The 16,335-nt window shown below is 69.3% G+C and carries 16 protein-coding genes and 1 tRNA gene; 14 read left to right on the top strand and 3 right to left on the bottom strand.

Annotated features, from left to right (window positions below; translation table 11 throughout):
• Genes folB through OED01_RS13545 form a run of 6 tightly spaced genes read left to right on the top strand, consistent with a single transcriptional unit; the run spans position 1 to position 4,514 of the window.
• A complete protein-coding gene (gene folB, locus OED01_RS13570) occupies positions 1 to 378 on the top strand; it encodes a dihydroneopterin aldolase (protein ID WP_264155815.1) in 378 nt (125 codons plus the stop codon).
• Positions 378 to 941 carry a 2-amino-4-hydroxy-6-hydroxymethyldihydropteridine diphosphokinase gene (folK, locus tag OED01_RS13565; protein ID WP_264155813.1) on the top strand — a complete coding sequence of 188 codons (564 nt, stop codon included), beginning with the start codon at positions 378 to 380 and terminating at the stop codon, positions 939 to 941. Before folB ends, folK begins: the two co-directional genes overlap by 1 nt.
• Positions 938 to 1,426, top strand: a complete 489-nt coding sequence (locus OED01_RS13560) for a DUF3180 domain-containing protein (RefSeq protein WP_264155812.1) — start codon at positions 938 to 940, stop codon at positions 1,424 to 1,426. Before folK ends, OED01_RS13560 begins: the two co-directional genes overlap by 4 nt.
• Positions 1,377 to 1,973 carry a PH domain-containing protein gene (locus OED01_RS13555; RefSeq protein WP_264155811.1) on the top strand — a complete coding sequence of 199 codons (597 nt, stop codon included), beginning with the start codon at positions 1,377 to 1,379 and terminating at the stop codon, positions 1,971 to 1,973. The genes OED01_RS13560 and OED01_RS13555 overlap by 50 nt, the downstream gene beginning before the upstream one ends.
• A complete protein-coding gene (locus tag OED01_RS13550; protein WP_264155810.1) occupies positions 1,970 to 3,835 on the top strand; it encodes a PH domain-containing protein in 1,866 nt (621 codons plus the stop codon). Before OED01_RS13555 ends, OED01_RS13550 begins: the two co-directional genes overlap by 4 nt.
• Positions 3,825 to 4,514 carry a DUF2520 domain-containing protein gene (locus tag OED01_RS13545; protein WP_264155809.1) on the top strand — a complete coding sequence of 230 codons (690 nt, stop codon included), beginning with the start codon at positions 3,825 to 3,827 and terminating at the stop codon, positions 4,512 to 4,514. Before OED01_RS13550 ends, OED01_RS13545 begins: the two co-directional genes overlap by 11 nt.
• Positions 4,515 to 4,528: 14 nt before the next feature.
• On the opposite strand, the gene OED01_RS13540 is transcribed toward OED01_RS13545, so the two are convergent.
• Positions 4,529 to 6,340, bottom strand: coding sequence for a DUF2207 domain-containing protein (locus OED01_RS13540; protein WP_264155808.1), 1,812 nt, complete (start codon positions 6,338 to 6,340; stop codon positions 4,529 to 4,531).
• A 56-nt stretch (positions 6,341 to 6,396) separates the two neighbouring features.
• Between OED01_RS13540 and lysS the strand changes: the two genes are divergently transcribed.
• On the top strand, positions 6,397 to 7,917 hold the full coding sequence (gene lysS / locus OED01_RS13535) for a lysine--tRNA ligase (RefSeq protein ID WP_264155807.1): 1,521 nt from the start codon (positions 6,397 to 6,399) through the stop codon (positions 7,915 to 7,917).
• Between the two features lie 13 nt (positions 7,918 to 7,930).
• Here lysS and OED01_RS13530 read toward each other — a convergent pair whose 3' ends face one another.
• Positions 7,931 to 9,055 (bottom strand): DUF4192 domain-containing protein, encoded by a 1,125-nt coding sequence (locus tag OED01_RS13530; protein WP_264155806.1) that lies wholly within the window; start codon positions 9,053 to 9,055, stop codon positions 7,931 to 7,933.
• A 133-nt stretch (positions 9,056 to 9,188) separates the two neighbouring features.
• Between OED01_RS13530 and OED01_RS13525 the strand changes: the two genes are divergently transcribed.
• From OED01_RS13525 to OED01_RS13515, 3 genes are all read left to right on the top strand, one after another.
• A complete protein-coding gene (locus OED01_RS13525) occupies positions 9,189 to 9,365 on the top strand; it encodes a hypothetical protein (protein ID WP_264155805.1) in 177 nt (58 codons plus the stop codon).
• A gap of 83 nt (positions 9,366 to 9,448) precedes the next feature.
• Positions 9,449 to 10,903: a cardiolipin synthase gene (gene cls, locus OED01_RS13520; protein WP_264155804.1), complete on the top strand. Its 1,455-nt coding sequence runs from the start codon at positions 9,449 to 9,451 to the stop codon at positions 10,901 to 10,903.
• A 19-nt stretch (positions 10,904 to 10,922) separates the two neighbouring features.
• Positions 10,923 to 11,654: a hypothetical protein gene (locus tag OED01_RS13515; RefSeq protein ID WP_264155803.1), complete on the top strand. Its 732-nt coding sequence runs from the start codon at positions 10,923 to 10,925 to the stop codon at positions 11,652 to 11,654.
• A gap of 3 nt (positions 11,655 to 11,657) precedes the next feature.
• On the opposite strand, the gene OED01_RS13510 is transcribed toward OED01_RS13515, so the two are convergent.
• Positions 11,658 to 12,656 (bottom strand): diacylglycerol/lipid kinase family protein, encoded by a 999-nt coding sequence (locus OED01_RS13510; protein WP_264155802.1) that lies wholly within the window; start codon positions 12,654 to 12,656, stop codon positions 11,658 to 11,660.
• 72 nt (positions 12,657 to 12,728) lie between these two features.
• Between OED01_RS13510 and serS the strand changes: the two genes are divergently transcribed.
• The 4 genes from serS to OED01_RS13490 all read left to right on the top strand — a co-directional run bounded on the left by serS (position 12,729) and on the right by OED01_RS13490 (position 16,301).
• A complete protein-coding gene (gene serS / locus OED01_RS13505) occupies positions 12,729 to 14,024 on the top strand; it encodes a serine--tRNA ligase (RefSeq protein WP_264155801.1) in 1,296 nt (431 codons plus the stop codon).
• Positions 14,021 to 14,860, top strand: coding sequence for an HAD family hydrolase (locus OED01_RS13500; protein WP_264155800.1), 840 nt, complete (start codon positions 14,021 to 14,023; stop codon positions 14,858 to 14,860). The genes serS and OED01_RS13500 overlap by 4 nt, the downstream gene beginning before the upstream one ends.
• A gap of 75 nt (positions 14,861 to 14,935) precedes the next feature.
• Positions 14,936 to 15,020, top strand: a tRNA-Ser gene (locus tag OED01_RS13495).
• An 87-nt stretch (positions 15,021 to 15,107) separates the two neighbouring features.
• The gene (locus OED01_RS13490) at positions 15,108 to 16,301 is read left to right on the top strand and encodes an LCP family protein (protein WP_318841107.1); all 1,194 of its coding nucleotides are present in this window, start codon (positions 15,108 to 15,110) and stop codon (positions 16,299 to 16,301) included.
• The last annotated feature ends 34 nt before the right edge of the window (positions 16,302 to 16,335 follow it).

The following is a 16,335-nucleotide window of genomic DNA, read 5'->3' as shown; positions in this document are numbered from 1 at the left end:
ATGCACACCGAAGACGAGATCATGCTGACCGGACTCACGGCGTTCGGACGACACGGCGTCTACGCGCACGAACGCGAGAACGGCCAGGAGTTCACGGTCGATCTTCGCCTCCGCCTGAGCCTCGCGGAGGCCGCGGCATCCGATGACGTCCGTGACACCGTGCACTACGGCGAGCTCGCCGACCAGGTCGTCGAGATCCTGACGGGCGAGCCGGTGAACCTCATCGAGACACTCGCCGAACGGATCGCGGAGGTCGCGCTCCGCGACGAGCGGGTGCGCGCCGTCGAGGTCACGGTCCACAAGCCGCACGCGCCGATCGCGCACGCTTTCACTGACGTCTCGGTGACCGTCCGCCGCGACAGACAGGACGCGCGCTGATGGTCCGGATGCCACCGCTGCCGCCGATCGATCCGAGGCCGGGACGCGACGCGGCCGTCGCCGTCGTCGCCCTCGGGGCGAACCTCGGCGAGCGTCGCGAGACCGTCGAGCGCGCGGCCGCACGCATCGCACGGCTGCCGCTGGTCGATGACGTGCGGCTGTCACCGCTGCACGAGACGGTCGCCGTCCGGCCGGACGGCCCCGATCCCGAAGCGCCGACCTACGTGAACGCCGTTGCGCTGGTCACGACGCGGCTGGCGCCGCAGGTGCTGCTCGGGATGCTGCACGCCATCGAGGAGGAGCACGGCCGCGAGCGGCGCGAGCGCTGGGGCGACCGCACCCTCGACCTCGATCTCATCGTGTACGGCGACGTCACCTCGGATGCCGAGCATCTGCTGCTGCCGCACCCCCGTGCGGCCGAACGGCTGTTCGTCCTGGAGCCCTGGCTGGATCTCGATCCGGACGCGGAGATCCCAGGACGCGGGCGAGCGGCCGATCTCGCGGCCCGCCTGCGGGCGGATGCCGCGGGCGAGCACGACGAGCAGGGCGAGCGTGATCGATGAAACGCACATCCGCCCTCGTGCTGATCGTGCTCGCCCTCGCGGGCGCGGCGGGAGGCTTCGGGCTCGACCACCTGCTGACGGTCACCGGGCGCGCGACCTTCACGCCGTCGTCCTGGCTTCCGGTGCTCCTGCTCCTGCTCGCCGCGGTGTGTCTCGGCCTGGCCTGGCCGGTGCGCCGCAGCGTCCGCGGCGGGTCGGGCAAGCGGATCGATCCGTTCCGTGCCCTCCGCGCGGCGACGCTGGCGCGGGCGTCGAGCCTGCTGGGCGCGCTGCTGGCGGGCTTCGGCGCGGGCATCCTGCTGTTCCTGCTGTCCCGTCCCGTCGGGCCGCCGGTAGGGTCGATGGTGTCGATGGTCGCCCTCGTGGCGAGTGCCGTCGTCCTCGTGGTGGCCGCACTCGTGGCCGAACAGTTCTGCACCCTGCCGAAGGATCCTGATGACCGACAGCCAGACGAACCCTCCCCAGGTGCCGACGCCGCGCACTGACGCCGGCCCGACGCAGAGCCCCGTGCTGGATGCGGGCACGTACGTCGGCATCCGCGAGCCGCGCGGCGCGGGCCGCCTCGCCCTGGACGGGCAGTGGCACCAGATCTCGCCGCGCTACGTGACCTCGCAGTTCGTGCAGAACGCGATCTTCATCGCCGTCGTGGTGATCGCCGCCCTCGTCCTGAGCCTCGTGCTGCACCAGACGTGGGCGTGGATCCCCGCCGGGGTGATCGTCGTGATCACGCTCATCACGATGATCGTGCTGCCGCGTCAGGCCAAGGCGATCGGCTACATGTTGCGCACGGACGACATCGTCTTCCGGAAGGGCATCCTGTGGCAGCGGATGATCGCCGTACCTTACGGGCGCATGCAGCTCGTCGACATCACGCACGGTCCGCTCGATCGCGCCTTCGGGGTGTCACAGCTGAAGATGGTGACGGCGGCGGCGACCACCGGCGTGCAGATCCCGGGACTCAGCCAGGCGGCGGCGGAAGCGCTGCGCGACACGCTGATCGAGGTCGCCGAGACCCGCCGGACCGGCCTGTGAGCGTTCCGACCTTCGGCCAGCCCGGCCAGCCCGGCATCCCCGAGCCGTCTCCGGCGGCGCCTCAGACGCTCGGCGACGACACCCTCGCCGACGGCGAATGGCACCGCCTGCACCCGCTGACCCCGCTGTTCAAGGGCGGGCTGGTGCTCATCATCGTCGCCGGCATCGTCATCAGCAACTTCCGAGACCGATTCATCTACTGGCTCGTCAACCTCGTCGCACCGCCGGGCGAACTCGAAGACGACGCGGTGGACTACGCCCAGGCCGATCCGATCGACTGGATCCTCACCAACAACCTGATCCTGGTCGCCCTCCTCGTCACGCTCGGTCTCGTCCTGGTCCTGGTCGCGGCGTTCTGGCTGGTCTGGCGGTTCCAGGAGTTCCGCATCACCGACGATCACGTCGAAGTGCGCAAGGGCATTGTGTTCCGCTCGCACCGCCGCGCGCCGCTGGACCGTGTGCAGGGCGTGAATCTGACGAGGCCGTTCCCCGCTCGACTCATCGGCATGGCGAAGCTCGAGGTGGTCGGAGCCGGCACGGACGCCAACGTCCCGCTCGAATACCTGTCGACGCCCAAGGCCGAGGCCGTGCGTGCCGACATCCTGCGCCTCGCATCCGGCGCCAGGGCCGCGCGGGAGGCAGCGCGCACCGGACAGCCGGCGCCCGCGGCGAGTCGGCGTCAGCAGGTGGCCGGGACGGTGAGCCATGGCATCAACGACCTGATCGACGGCGTCGACCTGGCCGATGTCGCACCGGAGAGCGTGGTGAAGATCCCGACCGGCCGCCTGGTCGGATCCCAGCTGCTCTCCGGCTTGCTGTGGCTCGTCTTCTTCGGTGTGCTGTTCGCCGTGATGATGGCGTTCGTCGTCCCGGTGATGCTCGCCGACGAGGGGGAGGGCGCCGGGTTCGCGATCCTCGGGATCAGCCTCGGAACGGGAATCCCTCTGGTGATCGCCACGGTGGCGATCACGTGGGCCCAGATCTCGAAGTCGCTGCGCTACTCGATCGCGCCGACTCCCGATGGCGTGCGCATCACGTACGGCCTCTTCACGACGGTGACCGAGACGATCCCACCGGGGCGCATCTTCGCCGTGGAGGTCACGCAGTCGCTGCTGTGGCGTCCGTTCGGCTGGTGGACGATCAAGATCAACCGCATGAGCGGCAAGAGCGCCGCACAGCAGCAGTCCGGCAGCGCGCAGCAGTTCAGCATCGTGCTTCCCGTCGGCAAGCGTGCGGATGTCGAGCGGGTGCTCGGGCTCATACTGCCCGACCTGCCGGCGGACGACGTCCCCCTGGTGTGGCAGCACGGCATCCTCGGCCCTGCGCAGGACGACCCGTATGTGCGGATGCAGCCTCGCGCCTGGTGGCGGCGCCCGGTGTCGTGGAAGCGGCACGGTCTCGCGCTCACCGACTTCGCTCTGATCCTGCGCCGTGGTGTGATGTGGCGCAAGCTCGCGCTCTTCCCGCTGGCCCGCATGCAGGGCGCATCGGTCTCGCAGGGCCCCATCGACCGGGCGCAGCGCGTGGCATGGATGAAGGCGCACAGCGTCACCGGGCCGATCCTCGGCGAGATCGTCGGAATCGACAGCGCCGAGCTCATGACCGTGTTCGATGACATGGCCAGGCGCACGTCGAAATCCGTCGGCCGTGACCGCGGCCACCGCTGGGCGGAGCAGTCGGACGCCGTGCAGGGCGCATGGTCCGCACCGGCGTTCCCGGCGGACGCTGGTGCCTTCCCGCCTGCGCCGCCCGCGGCCGGGGCTGTACCGCCGCCCGCGCAACCGGTCGCCTTCCCGGCTCCGCCGCCTCCGCCCCCCGTAGCACCGCCGGTCTCGCCCGAGGAGCCTCGGCGTGAACCGTGAGGGCCGCCTCGGCGTCGGCATCGTCGGCGCCGGTCGTGTCGGGCCCGTGATCGGCGCGGCGCTCGCCGGAGCGGGTCATGCGATCGTCGGCATCACGGCGTCCTCGGACGAGGAGCGCGCATCCGCCGTGCTGCCGGACGTCCCCGTGCTCGATGCGCCGGAGGTGCTGCGCCGCAGCGAGCTCGTGGTGCTGGCGGTGCCGCACGACGAGCTGCCGGCGATCGTCGCGGGTCTCGGGCGCCTGGGCGCATGGCAGCCGGGACAGCTCGTGCTGCACACGGATCCCGCCTACGGCATCGGTGTCCTCGAGCCGGCGCAGCGTTCGGGAGCCATCCCCCTGGCGGTCCATCCGGCGATCGCGTTCACCGGAACGACGATCGATCTGCGTCAGCTCCAGGCCGCGTTCGCCGCGGTGACGGCCCCAGCGCCGGTGCTGCCGATCGCTCAGGCACTCGCCGTCGAGCTGGGGTGCGAGCCGGTCGTGATCGCCGAGGAGGACCGACCGGCGTACGCCGAGGCGATCGCCACGGCATCCGAGTTCTCCCGATCGATCATCGTCCAGGCCACCGGACTGCTGCGGGGCATCGGCGTGGAGAACCCCGGCGGGTACCTGTCGGCACTGGTGCAGTCGACGGTCGAGCGTGCCCTGCGCGACTCGACCGACCCGCTGCTGCCCTGACGCTCAGCGCCGCCTCAGCGCCCTCCGGAGAACCCGCCGCCGCCCCCGCCGCCCGAGAACCCGCCGCCGGTCGACCCGCCGAAGCTCGACGAGCTTCCGCTGCTGGGTGAGGCGTACGACGACGATGCGGCGCTCACGGTCGAGAATCCGGCGAGCCGGACCGCGAGTCCCGTCGTCACCCCGTTCGCCCACACCGGGGACTGCTGGTCCCTGGCGTATGCGGTCTCGAGGACCTCACCCCATTCGCGTTCCTGTCCGAACAGGACGGCATAGGGCAGGAGCATCTCGTACACGTGGATCACGTCGACCGAGCCGTCCGGACGCCGCTCGGCTCCCGTGTACGACTGCAGCATCCGCAGCCGATCGGCCTCGGCCACGCGGATGAACTCGCGCACCCCTTCGAGATGCTCCAGCGCCGCAGCGCCCTCCGGCGTCGGCACGGTGCGCGGGGACACCGCCGCGATGAGCGAGACGAGAGCCCCGGTACCGATGAGGACGGAGACGAGAATGCCGGGCGCGGCGCTCTCCCGGCCCTGCACGGCTCCCCAGATGCCGAGTGCGAGGCCGACCGCGGCGACGCCGAGCGCGACCGTGCACAGCACGATCGCCGTGCGGCTGCGCGCCGTGGTGGTGAGGCCGCGCTTGACGGCGGCCTTCTTCCCTGCGGCGACGAGGCCCTGCATCCGCTTCGCGAACGCGGAGCTGTCCTTCGGCACCGTCATGACGACATCCGGCTCGTCGTTGTTGAAGAGCGCCTTCAGGGCGCGGTGATCGAGCGGGTCGGGAATGGGCGCGGTGAGGCGGCGCAACCGAGGGCGGGTCTGGTCCTTCGCGCCCTCCGGCAACTCTTCGAGGCGGAGCAGACCCCGCACCGCGAGGTGGATGATCTGGGCGGTGATGGGATTGCGGGCCCGAGGCACGATCGCGTTCGCGAGGATCGGCGGCATCGAACTCGGCACGTCGTACTGCGCGATGATCACACCGGTCGCGCGGCGCCGCGAGCGCACCAGGGCTGATGTCGCGAACCAACCGCCTGCGGCGAGGAGAGCCGCGGCCCCGCTCGTCGCGAGCGGGACGACATCGGTGGTCGGATTCGGGAGCCGGGTGTCCGGCTGGACGACCGTGCCCGGTTCGAGGCCGATCCCGACGGTGACGCCGTCGCCCGCGGCCAGATCGGTCTCCTCGACAGTGGCCGTCTCGCCGTCGAAGCCGAGGTCGCAGCGGTCCTGCGAGCCCTCAGGGCCGACATAGCAGGCGGACGACCCGGTGAGGTGCGCGCTCAGCTCGGGCGCCAACACGATGTCGGCCGAGAAGGCGTCGATCGGCTGCGTGCTGTCCAGCGGTAGGAGATCCCAGTAGAACTCGTCCACTCCGTTGCGAGCGGGAAGGATGACGTCCTGCATCTCGTACGTGATGACGTAGGTCGTCTCGCCGTGGACGTAGTCGTCGGTGCCGGTGAGGATGTACAGGACGTCGTCGTCCTCCTCGGTCTCGTACGGGACGGGACTGCCCTCGGCATCCTCCACAGACACCACACGCGTGTCGGTCGAGGCGCCCTCGTAGGTCGTCGGGAGCCCGCGGACGATCCCGCGATTCTGATCGTGTTCGGGGAACGCGGCGGTGAGCGTCTCGGTGACCCGCATCGCGGCGCGGCCGGCATCATCGGTGCCGAGTTCGTACACGGAGTCCCAGGACGAGTAGGAGAAGTCGTCCACATCGGCGGAGGCGGACGCGGGGACGGACGCCGCGGCGGCCGCCGGAGAGGCGCAGACCGCGGCGGCGAGGGCGAAGGCGGCGAGCAGGGGGAGTCCTCGGCGTGCGCTCATGGCTTTCACGCTACCCGCCCGCGATAAACTGGCCCCTGACTTCCAAGGAGCCCCGCATGACGAACGCGCCTGACGCGCCCGCCCCTGTCCCCGCCGACGAGGATATTCACGAGCAGAAGGCCGTTCGACTCGCCAAGCGCGAGCGTCTGATCGAGAAGCGCACGGATGCATCCGGCGGGGCGTTCCCCGTCGGCGTGCCGGTGACGCATACGATCCCAGCGCTGCGAGCCGACTACGGCGACCTCGAGGCCGGCGCCGAGACCGGTGTCGTCGTCGGTGTCGCAGGACGCGTCGTGTTCAGCCGCAACACCGGGAAGCTCTGCTTCGCGACGCTGCAGGCCGGCGACGGTTCGCGCATCCAGGCGATGATCTCGCTCGCGAACGTCGGCGAGTCCTCGCTCGCGGACTGGAAGGAGTACGTCGACCTCGGTGACCACGTGTTCGTCCACGGCGAGGTGATCTCCAGCCGCCGCGGCGAGCTGTCGATCATGGCTGATGCGTGGGCGATCGCATCGAAGGCGATCCTCCCGCTGCCCAACGCGTACTCCGAGCTCAGCGAAGAGGGGCGCGTGCGCAGCCGCTACCTCGACCTGATCGTCCGCGAGCAGGCCAGGACGACGGTCCGTGCGCGTGCCGCCGTGAACGCGAGCCTCCGCGCGACGTTCGCGAGCCACGACTACCTCGAGGTCGAGACCCCCATGCTGCAGGTGCAGCACGGCGGCGCGTCGGCACGTCCGTTCGTCACGCACTCGAACGCGTTCGACACCGAGCTGTACCTGCGCATCGCACCGGAGCTGTACCTGAAGCGCGCCGTCGTCGGCGGTATCGAGCGGGTGTTCGAGATCAACCGGAACTTCCGAAACGAGGGCGCCGACTCGACGCACAGCCCGGAGTTCGCGATGCTCGAGGCGTACCAGGCGTACGGCGACTACGACCAGATGGCGCGGCTCACTCAGGAGCTCGTCCAGCAGGCCGCGATCGCGGTGACCGGGTCCACGACGGTGACGTGGGCGGACGGCACCGAGTACGACCTGGGCGGCGAATGGGACCGCATCTCGATGTACGAGTCGCTGTCCGCGGCATCCGGCCGTACCGTGACCCCGGAAGACGCGGTCGAGGACCTGATCGCGTTCGCCGAGGCGAACGGGGTGGACGTCCCGACGCAGGCCACCCACGGAAAGCTCGTCGAAGAGCTCTGGGAGCACTTCGTCAAGGGCGAACTCGTACGCCCGACGTTCGTGATGGATTTCCCCGTCGACACCTCACCGCTCGTGCGCGAGCACCGCTCGATCCCCGGAGTCGTCGAGAAGTGGGACCTGTACATCCGCGGGTTCGAGCTCGCGACCGGGTATTCGGAGCTGGTCGACCCCGTCATCCAGCGCGAGCGCTTCGTCGAGCAGGCGAAGCTCGCAGCGCGCGGCGACGTCGAGGCCATGCGCGTCGACGAGGAGTTCCTGCGCGCGCTCGAGCACGGCATGCCGCCCTCCGGCGGCATGGGCATGGGCATCGACCGCCTGCTGATGGCGATCACGGGCCTCGGCATCCGCGAGACCATTCTCTTCCCGCTCGTCAAGTGACCTCGGTGCGGCGTCATGCCGCGTCGTCCATGCGTCGATCGAACGCCCACGCCGGTAGGGGCCTGGCGACCATGAGGTCGTTGAGCAGACGGCCGAAACTGTACTCCGGAGCGATGGCGCGCACCACGGCGAGATAGAGCTCGGAGTGCGACGGGCGCCGCAGCGCCCACGACAGCCATGCCGCCAGCGCGAGCGGGCCGATCCTCTTCCGACGCGGAGCGAGGGCGGCCAGGGTGCGCACCGTCCGCAGCGCCGCATGCAGACGCGGGATGCTCGGGCGCGGGCCTTCGCCGATCATCGTGTCGAAGGCTCCGTCGCCCGGGAGTGTGCCCGCGTCGTGATGCGTGATCTGCGATGCCAGAGTGCGTCGCCCGACGGCGAGATCGCCCGCCCATTGCATGAGTGCGACATCGCGGTACAGCGGTCGCTCCAGCAGCCAGAGCAGGGCGGCGCAGACGTACGGCGGCGGGTCGTCCGGAAGGTCCATGGCCGCTTCGAACAGCGCGGGGATGTCGTCGAGCAGCGAGGCCGCGGCGACCGCCTCCGGGTGCTCATGCTCCACTTCGGCCTCGCGGCCCATCCGCGCGCGGCAGATCACGTCCTCCAGCACGATCGAAGCGCGCCCGACCCGCTCCGTCATCAGCAGGCCGAAATCCGCCAGCTCGGTTCCCGCTGACTGATCGCCGCGGACATCGGAGGCATCCGGCGTCGGGTCGACGACACGGATCGTGTCGAGCGCATGCAGAGACGGCTCGTCGTCGAGGTAGCTCGCCCAGCCGTCCGGTGTCACGCACAGCGCATCGACGATGCCGAGGCGTCGGTCCTCGGCAGCCGAGAGCAATTCGTCGACGACGACGCCGTGCGGCAGGACGAGACCGTCCCTGGTGGGCTGCGCGTGCTCCTCGGTGTAGACCACCACGGCCAGCGCGTCGATGCGCTCGACTCTGGCGATCAGGTCGACGGCGCCCTCGGCGAAGGCGGTCGGGTCATCGTCGGGAAGGTCGATCCGCAGCGCACCATAGGTGCGCTTGCCCTCGAAGGGCGTCAGCACGATGCTCCGCGTCGGAGTGAAGCCCGCGAGGGCGGGGACCAGGCCGAGGAACTCGGCGGAGCCGGAGGCTTTCATCACGGTTGTCATCACGCGAGTGTGGCAACCGCGGTTGCCGCGCTGGGGGCGAACGGCTGATTGTGGAACGATTGCGTCGAACCCGTCGCCTGTGCAGGGCGGGTGGGCGAGGCGCGCCCACAGGCGGGCGGCGTACGATGGAGGAATGGAGAGCATCTGGACCGCGGTCGCCTGGTCGATCCTTCCGACCCTCGCGGTGTGCGTGGTGTTCTTCTTCGTGCTCCGAGGCATCCTGCGCTTCGACCGCACCGAACGCAAGGTGCACGCGCGCATCGAGGCCGAGGAGCGCGCGGCGCGCGGTCTGCCGCCCAAGGCGTCCTGACCGGGCCTTGTCCGGCCCACCCACTACGCTGAGTCCAGGACCGGCGGGAGGCGGACGGTTCGGACAGCACGGGGGTGACGCGCATGGATGCCTGGCCGTGGTGGGTGCTCGCAGGTCTCGCCGTCATCGACATCGCCATCCGCATCACGGCGATCATCATCGTTCCCCGCAACCGCCGACCCACGGCGGCGATGGCCTGGCTGCTGGCGATCTTCTTCATCCCGTTCTTCGGGGTCTTCCTCTTCCTGCTCATCGGCAACCCCCGGCTGCCCCGCGCCCGGCGCCGCAAGCAGCAGCAGATCAACGACTACATCGCCGAGACGAGCGAGCACCTGCACTTCGGCACGCTGCGTCCGGACGCCCCGGACTGGTTCGGTCCGCTGGTGCGCATGAATCAGCACATGGGGGCCATGCCGCTCTCTGGAGACAACGGCGCGCATCTCATCTCCGACTACCAGGAGTCGCTCGACGCGATGGCCGACGCGATTCGCACGGCGGGCGCGTACGTGCACGTCGAGTTCTACATCCTGCAGTCGGATGCCGCGACCGACAATTTCTTCCGCGCGCTCGAAGAGGCCGCGGCGCGCGGCGTCTCGGTCAGAGTGCTGCTGGATCACTGGGCGAACCGGTACAAGCCGAAGTATCGAGCGACCATCGACCGGTTGAACCGCATGGGCGCGGACTGGCACGTCATGCTCCCCGTGCAGCCGCTCAAGGGGCACATGCAGCGCCCCGATCTTCGCAACCATCGCAAGCTCCTCGTCGTGGACGGACGCGTCGCCTTCCTCGGATCGCAGAACATCACCGATTCCACGTACAACCTGCCCAAGAACATCAAGCGCGGGCTGCACTGGGTCGACCTCATGGTGCGCCTGGACGGTCCGATCGTCGCGAGCGTCAACGCCATCTTCCTCAGCGACTGGTACAGCGAGACCGACCAGGTGCTCGCGGACATCGACATCGCCCATGCGACCCAGGGCACCGGTGACCTCGACTGCCAGGTCGTCCCGTCCGGGCCGGGGTTCGAAGTCGAGAACAACCTGCGCCTGTTCCTGAGCCTGCTTTACTCGGCCAAGCGCAAGATCATGATCGTGAGCCCGTACTTCGTCCCCGACGAGGCGCTGCTGCTCGCGGTCACCGCGGCATCCGATCGCGGGGTCGCCGTCGAACTGTTCGTCTCCGAAGAGGGCGACCAGGCGATGGTCTATCACGCGCAGCGCAGCTACTACGAGGCGCTGCTGCGCGGAGGCGTGCGGATCTGGATGTACCGGAAGCCGTACATCCTGCATACCAAGAGCCTCACGATCGACGACGAGGTCGCGGTGATCGGGTCGAGCAACATGGACATGCGATCGTTCGGTCTCAACCTCGAGATCTCGCTGCTCGTGCGCGGCGAGGAGTTCGTCCGCGAGATGCGCGACGTCGAGGACGCGTATCGCCGACTCAGCCGCGAACTCACGCTCGAGGAGTGGATGCAGCAGCCGCTGCGTTCGACCGTTCTCGACAACCTGGCCAGACTGACCTCCGCGCTGCAGTGAGGACGGCTACTCTGGGGCCATGACCAGGATCTCCCGCGCTGCCACGTCCCTGATCGGCCTCGTCGCTGCCGCCGCTTTCCTCGCCGGCTGCGCGGGAACACCGGGCGACACGAGCCCGACCAGCACGAACGCACCGCAGCAGAACGCATCGCCCGCACCGGAGCCCGAGGACGGGTTCGAGGCGGCATGGCTCGACGACGGCCGCATGTTCGCGGTGGTCAGCTGGGGCTCATCGACGTGCATCCCGCAGGTCGACGAGGTCACGGCATCCGGTCAGCAGGTCTCCGTCTCGATGGTGGATGCCGACCCCGACGCCGCGTGCACCGCGGACTACGCTCCGCGTGCGAGCGTCGGCGCCTTCCCGGAAGGGGTCGACCCGACCAAGGACGTCGAGCTGGTCGTGACCTACAACGACATGACCGACGACGCCGACCTGGACGCAGACCCGTCGCTGACCGGCGTCCCCGGCGGGCAGACCGAGTACACGCCCAGCGCCGGCTGGTTCGAGGATGAGAGCCTCGTCCTGCTCACCTGGGGTTCCTCTTCGTGCATTCCGGTCGTCGAGTCCGTCGAGGGCAGCGGGGCCAGCGGCACCGTCACCTTCGCCGCAGAGGAGGACAAGCCGTGCACGATGGACATGGCTCCGCGGGCGACGGTCGTCGCTTTCGCCGACGACCAGGTCGATGACGACGGCTTCCAGCTCACCCTCGTCGGCGCAGGTCTCGACGCGACGATCCCCGTGCGAGGCTGACGGTCAGAGCGCGTCGGTCGACACCGAATCGGGGATCGCGAGCGTCAGCGCACCGGGGTCGGCGCGGCAGTGCACACGGACGGCCGTGCCGAATTCGTCGCCGTCCAGTTCTATGGGCGTCGGGTGCGTGCCTGCCGCCTCGGCAGTGATGCCGCGCAGATAGCGCACGGAGGCGTCGCGCCCTCGGCGCTCCAGCACGAGGCGGCCGGCGCGGAAGCGACGCAGGACCGAGTTGTCCCACCAGATCTTGCGCCAGACGCCCAGCCATCCGAACAGTCCCGACGGTTGGATGATCGCGACGTCGAGCGTGCCATCGGTGATGGATGCGCTGGGGATGAGCGAGATCCCGGCGGGGAGCATGCCGCAGTTCGCGAACAGCACGCTGTAGACCTTGGTCGAGTGCAGGCGCGAGTCGTCCAGCTGATAGACGATGCGGAACGGCCTCGCCGCCGCAAGCGATCGCGCGGCGCCGTCGACGTACGCCACCCACCCCACCGACTTCTTCAGATCGGGACGCGTGTTCGCGATCATGTCGGCGTCGAGGCCCATACCGGCCAGCACGACGAACGCATGCGTCTCGGACGAGCCGTCCTCGCGGGTCAGCGTCGCCCAGCCGAGGTCGACGGGCACGGTGCGCCCCGCCAGCGTCGCACGGACGATCGAAGCAGGGTCGGTCAGCGGCAGGCCGAGGTTCCTGGCGAACAGGTTGCCTGTTCCGCTGGGCATGATGCCCAGCGGCACTCCGGATTCCGCCATGGCCTCCGCCACAGCGCGCACCGTGCCGTCTCCACCGGCGACCAGGACGGCGGACACGCCTTCCGTCAGCGCCTGACGGGTCAGTCCCTGGCCGGCGTCCTCGACGGTGGTCGGAAGGCACAGCGGAGGCGACCAGCCGGCCTCCTCGGCGATCGAGGCCACCAGCGACTGCAGCTGCGCCTCGTTCACCTTGATCGGGTTGTAGACGAGTGCGACTCGGTGCATGGCAGCCGCGGTCGTCATCATGGCCATACTCTAAGGCCTCCCGCTGCGGCGACCGCTCGCGGCCGCCGCAGCGCCACGCCATAGACTTGATGGATGATCGACCTCGCTCTTCTCCGCGACAACCCCGACGTCGTCCGCCGCTCGCAGATCGCGCGCGGACACGACGCGTCCACCGTCGACGCAGCGCTCGAGGCCGACCGATCGCGCCGGGCGGCGCTGACGTCGTTCGAGGAGCTCCGCGCCGAGCAGAACGCGTTCGGCAAACAGGTCGCGAAGGCTCCCAAGGAGGAGAAGGCAGCACTCGTCGCGCAGGCGAAGGACCTCGCCGAGCGCGTCAAGCAGGCGCAGCAGGTCGCCGGAGAAGCAGCGGACGCTGCGGCATCCGCTCTGGCTCGTATCGAGAACGTCGTGATCGACGGCGTCCCCGCGGGCGGCGAGCAGGACTTCGTCGAGTTGCGCCGGGTCGGCCAGGTGCCGACGTTCGACGCATCCGAGTACCCGAACGGACCGCGCGACCACCTCGAGATCGGTGAGATCCTCGGTGCGATCGACATGGAGCGCGGCGTGAAGGTGTCCGGCTCGCGCTTCTACTTCCTCCGAGGTATGGGGGCACGGCTCGAGATCGCCCTCATGAACCTCGCACTGGACAAGGCGCTGCAGCACGGCTTCGTGCCGCTCATCACCCCGACGCTCGTACGCCCCGAGATCATGCAGGGAACCGGGTTCCTCGGCGAGCACGCCGACGAGGTCTACCACCTCGACAAGGACGACGACCTGTACCTCGTCGGCACCAGCGAGGTCGCGCTCGCCGGATACCACAAGGACGAGATCGTCGACCTGTCCAAGGGGGCGCTGCGCTACGCCGGCTGGTCGACCTGCTACCGCCGGGAGGCGGGCTCTTATGGCAAGGACACCCGGGGCATCATCCGCGTGCACCAGTTCAACAAGCTCGAGATGTTCGTCTACACGACACCCGAGGATGCCGAGGCGGAGCACCTGCGTCTGGTCGCGCTCCAGGAGGAGATGCTGACGTCCCTCGGGCTGGCGTACCGCGTGATCGACGTCGCGGCGGGGGACCTCGGATCCAGCGCCGCACGCAAGTACGACATCGAGGCGTGGGTGCCCACGCAGGACGCGTTCCGCGAGCTCACCTCGACGTCGAACTGCACGAGCTTCCAGGCGCGCCGGCTGGACGTCCGCTACCGGCCCGCCGCCGAAGAGGGGCAGGCGAAGACGCAGCACGTCGCGACCCTCAACGGCACGCTGGCGACCACGCGCTGGATCGTCGCGATCCTCGAGACGCACCAGCAGCCGGACGGATCGGTGATCGTGCCGGAGGTGCTGCGACCGTACCTGGGCGGACTCTCCGTCCTGGAGCCGGAGGCATGACCGCCGCTGCGACCGACGCGCGCTGGCTCGTCGCCCTGGACGTCGACGGCACGATCCTGCTTCAGGACGAGTCGATGAGCCCTGGCGTGCCGGAGGCCGTCGCGCGCCTGCGGGATGCCGGTCACGTCGTCACGATCGCGACCGGTCGCAGTTGGATGGCCACGCTCCGCTACGTCGAGGCCCTCGAGATCACCCCCGAGTTCGTGGTGTGCTCGAACGGCGCCGTGACCATGCGCCGGGTGGACGGCGACTGGACGCGCTGGCACGTCGAGACGTTCGATCCGCGCACGGTGCTGAATCTGCTCGGCGACCGGCTGCCCGAGGCGCGGTACATGGTCGAATTGGCCTCCGGGCAGCGGCTGTACACCGCTCAGCTCGACGACTGGACGCTCGACGGCGGTCGTCAGGTCTCGTTCGAAGAACTCGGGGAGCGGCCCGTGTCCCGCGTCGTGGTGGTCTCTCCGGGGCACGACGAAGAGGACTTCCACCGCCTCGTCACGGAGGCGGGTCTCAACGAGGTCTCCTACGCGATCGGCTGGACCGCCTGGCTCGACATCGCTCCGCAGGGCGTCGACAAGGGAACCGCGCTCGAGCGGGTCCATGCCGAGCTCGGCATGGAGGCGGGAAAGGTGCTCGTCGCGGGCGACGGCCGCAACGACATCGGCATGTTCGGCTGGTCGCGCCGCGTCGGAGGACGGGCGGTCGCGATGGGGCAGGCGCCGCAGGAGGTCAAGGACGCCGCAGGGGAGGTCACGGCTGACGTGATCGACGGCGGTCTGGCGCTCGCGCTCGAGTCCCTGCTTACAGGGTCCCCTCAGGTCATCGCGGGAGAATGAGAGTCGGCCTGGCCGCTGTTCTTCCCGAACTCGGCTAGACTCGACGCCTGTTCGGGCTGGTGCATTCCTGCCCGAGGAGGGTTGTCCGAGCGGCCGATGGAGCTGGTCTTGAAAACCAGTGGGCAGAGATGTCTCGTGGGTTCGAATCCCACACCCTCCGCAGATTCCTGAAAGGCCCCGAGTGAGCGATAAGACCCCACGCCGTCGTATCGTGGCGCGTCACGGTCAATTGCCGCGGCCCCGTGCGGTGTCCCAGCTGATGAAGATCATCGGCATCGCTCTGGCCGTCGTGCTCGTGAGCGGGGTCGGCGTCGCGGCGTATGTGGGTTCGACTCTGCTGAACACCGTGTCGGAGAACTCCGTCGACCTCGAAGGCCAGGAGTCGGTGCCGCCGGACATCGGGGCGTACGAGGGCGGGTTCAACATGCTTCTCGTCGGCGTCGATGAATGCGAGCCGGAGTACGCCGAGCTCTTCGGCAAGCGGTGCGACGACGCCGAGGGCGACGCGACGTTGAACGACACGAATCTGCTCGTGCACGTGTCCGACGCTCCGCGGCGCGTGACGGTGGTCAGCATCCCGCGCGACACGATGCTCGCCATCCCGTCCTGCACCGACGACGAGGGCAACACCCGATCGGCGATGAGCAAGCAGCCGCTCAACAGCGCCTGGGAGTACGGCGGGCTGAACTGCGTCGCGCAGACGGTCACGGAGCTCACCGGTCAGCAGATCCAGTACGCGGCTTCCGTCACCTGGGGCGGCGTCATCGAGATCACCAACGCGATCGGCGGTGTGGACGTCTGTCTCGCGAGCGGAATCAAGGACAAGGCCACCGGGCTGAACCTGCAGGCCGGAACCCACACGATCCAGGGGTATGAGGCGCTGCAGTTCCTCCGCACCCGCAAGGGCGTGGGAGACGGCAGCGACCTGGGTCGCATCGGCAACCAGCAGCAGTACATGTCTTCCCTGGCACGCAAGATGCTCAGCTCCGAAGTGCTCGGCGATGTCGGCACCATGCTCAAGCTCGCCGAGACCGCGGTGCAGAATCTGACGACGAGCACCTCGCTGACGCCGATGACGATCGCTCAGATCGCGCTCGCACTCAAGGACGTCCCGACCTCGGACATCGTGTTCGTTCAGTACCCGACGGGTACCGACCCTGACGACGAGAACAAGGTCGTTCCGATGCGCAGCGCGGCCGATGAGCTGTTCGCCGCGATCGAGGCGAACCAGCCGTTGCAGATCACGCACGAGAACTCCTCGAACGAGGGCGTCGTGGTCGAGGAGACGCCGGCGACGACCCCGCCTGCGGAGCCCGCAGCCCCGACGGAGTCGGCGACCCCCGTCCCGGACCCTGCTCAGACGGCGGTCGCGCTTCCCGACACGATCAAGGGAAACTCCGCGGCGCAGCAGACCTGTTCCAACGGTAACGTCAAGGATTGACCAGGGGGCATCCCCCGTTCGATCCGGAGGATGT

This window comes from Microbacterium sp. M28, from assembly GCF_025836995.1.
Classification (GTDB): Bacteria; Actinomycetota; Actinomycetes; order Actinomycetales; family Microbacteriaceae; genus Microbacterium.
This window is presented reverse-complemented; position numbering and strand designations above follow the sequence as displayed.

What these genes read in the sequence shown, in the direction of transcription:
- folB (WP_264155815.1), top strand. Translation starts at nt 1, where the DNA reads ATGCACACCGAAGACGAGATCATGCTGACCGGACTCACGGCGTTCGGA.
- folK (WP_264155813.1), top strand. Translation starts at nt 378, where the DNA reads ATGGTCCGGATGCCACCGCTGCCGCCGATCGATCCGAGGCCGGGACGC.
- OED01_RS13560 (WP_264155812.1), top strand. Translation starts at nt 938, where the DNA reads ATGAAACGCACATCCGCCCTCGTGCTGATCGTGCTCGCCCTCGCGGGC.
- OED01_RS13555 (WP_264155811.1), top strand. Translation starts at nt 1,377, where the DNA reads ATGACCGACAGCCAGACGAACCCTCCCCAGGTGCCGACGCCGCGCACT.
- OED01_RS13540 (WP_264155808.1), bottom strand. Translation starts at nt 6,340, where the DNA reads ATGAGCGCACGCCGAGGACTCCCCCTGCTCGCCGCCTTCGCCCTCGCC.
- lysS (WP_264155807.1), top strand. Translation starts at nt 6,397, where the DNA reads ATGACGAACGCGCCTGACGCGCCCGCCCCTGTCCCCGCCGACGAGGAT.
- OED01_RS13530 (WP_264155806.1), bottom strand. Translation starts at nt 9,055, where the DNA reads ATGACAACCGTGATGAAAGCCTCCGGCTCCGCCGAGTTCCTCGGCCTG.
- OED01_RS13525 (WP_264155805.1), top strand. Translation starts at nt 9,189, where the DNA reads ATGGAGAGCATCTGGACCGCGGTCGCCTGGTCGATCCTTCCGACCCTC.
- cls (WP_264155804.1), top strand. Translation starts at nt 9,449, where the DNA reads ATGGATGCCTGGCCGTGGTGGGTGCTCGCAGGTCTCGCCGTCATCGAC.
- OED01_RS13515 (WP_264155803.1), top strand. Translation starts at nt 10,923, where the DNA reads ATGACCAGGATCTCCCGCGCTGCCACGTCCCTGATCGGCCTCGTCGCT.
- OED01_RS13510 (WP_264155802.1), bottom strand. Translation starts at nt 12,656, where the DNA reads ATGATGACGACCGCGGCTGCCATGCACCGAGTCGCACTCGTCTACAAC.
- serS (WP_264155801.1), top strand. Translation starts at nt 12,729, where the DNA reads ATGATCGACCTCGCTCTTCTCCGCGACAACCCCGACGTCGTCCGCCGC.
- OED01_RS13500 (WP_264155800.1), top strand. Translation starts at nt 14,021, where the DNA reads ATGACCGCCGCTGCGACCGACGCGCGCTGGCTCGTCGCCCTGGACGTC.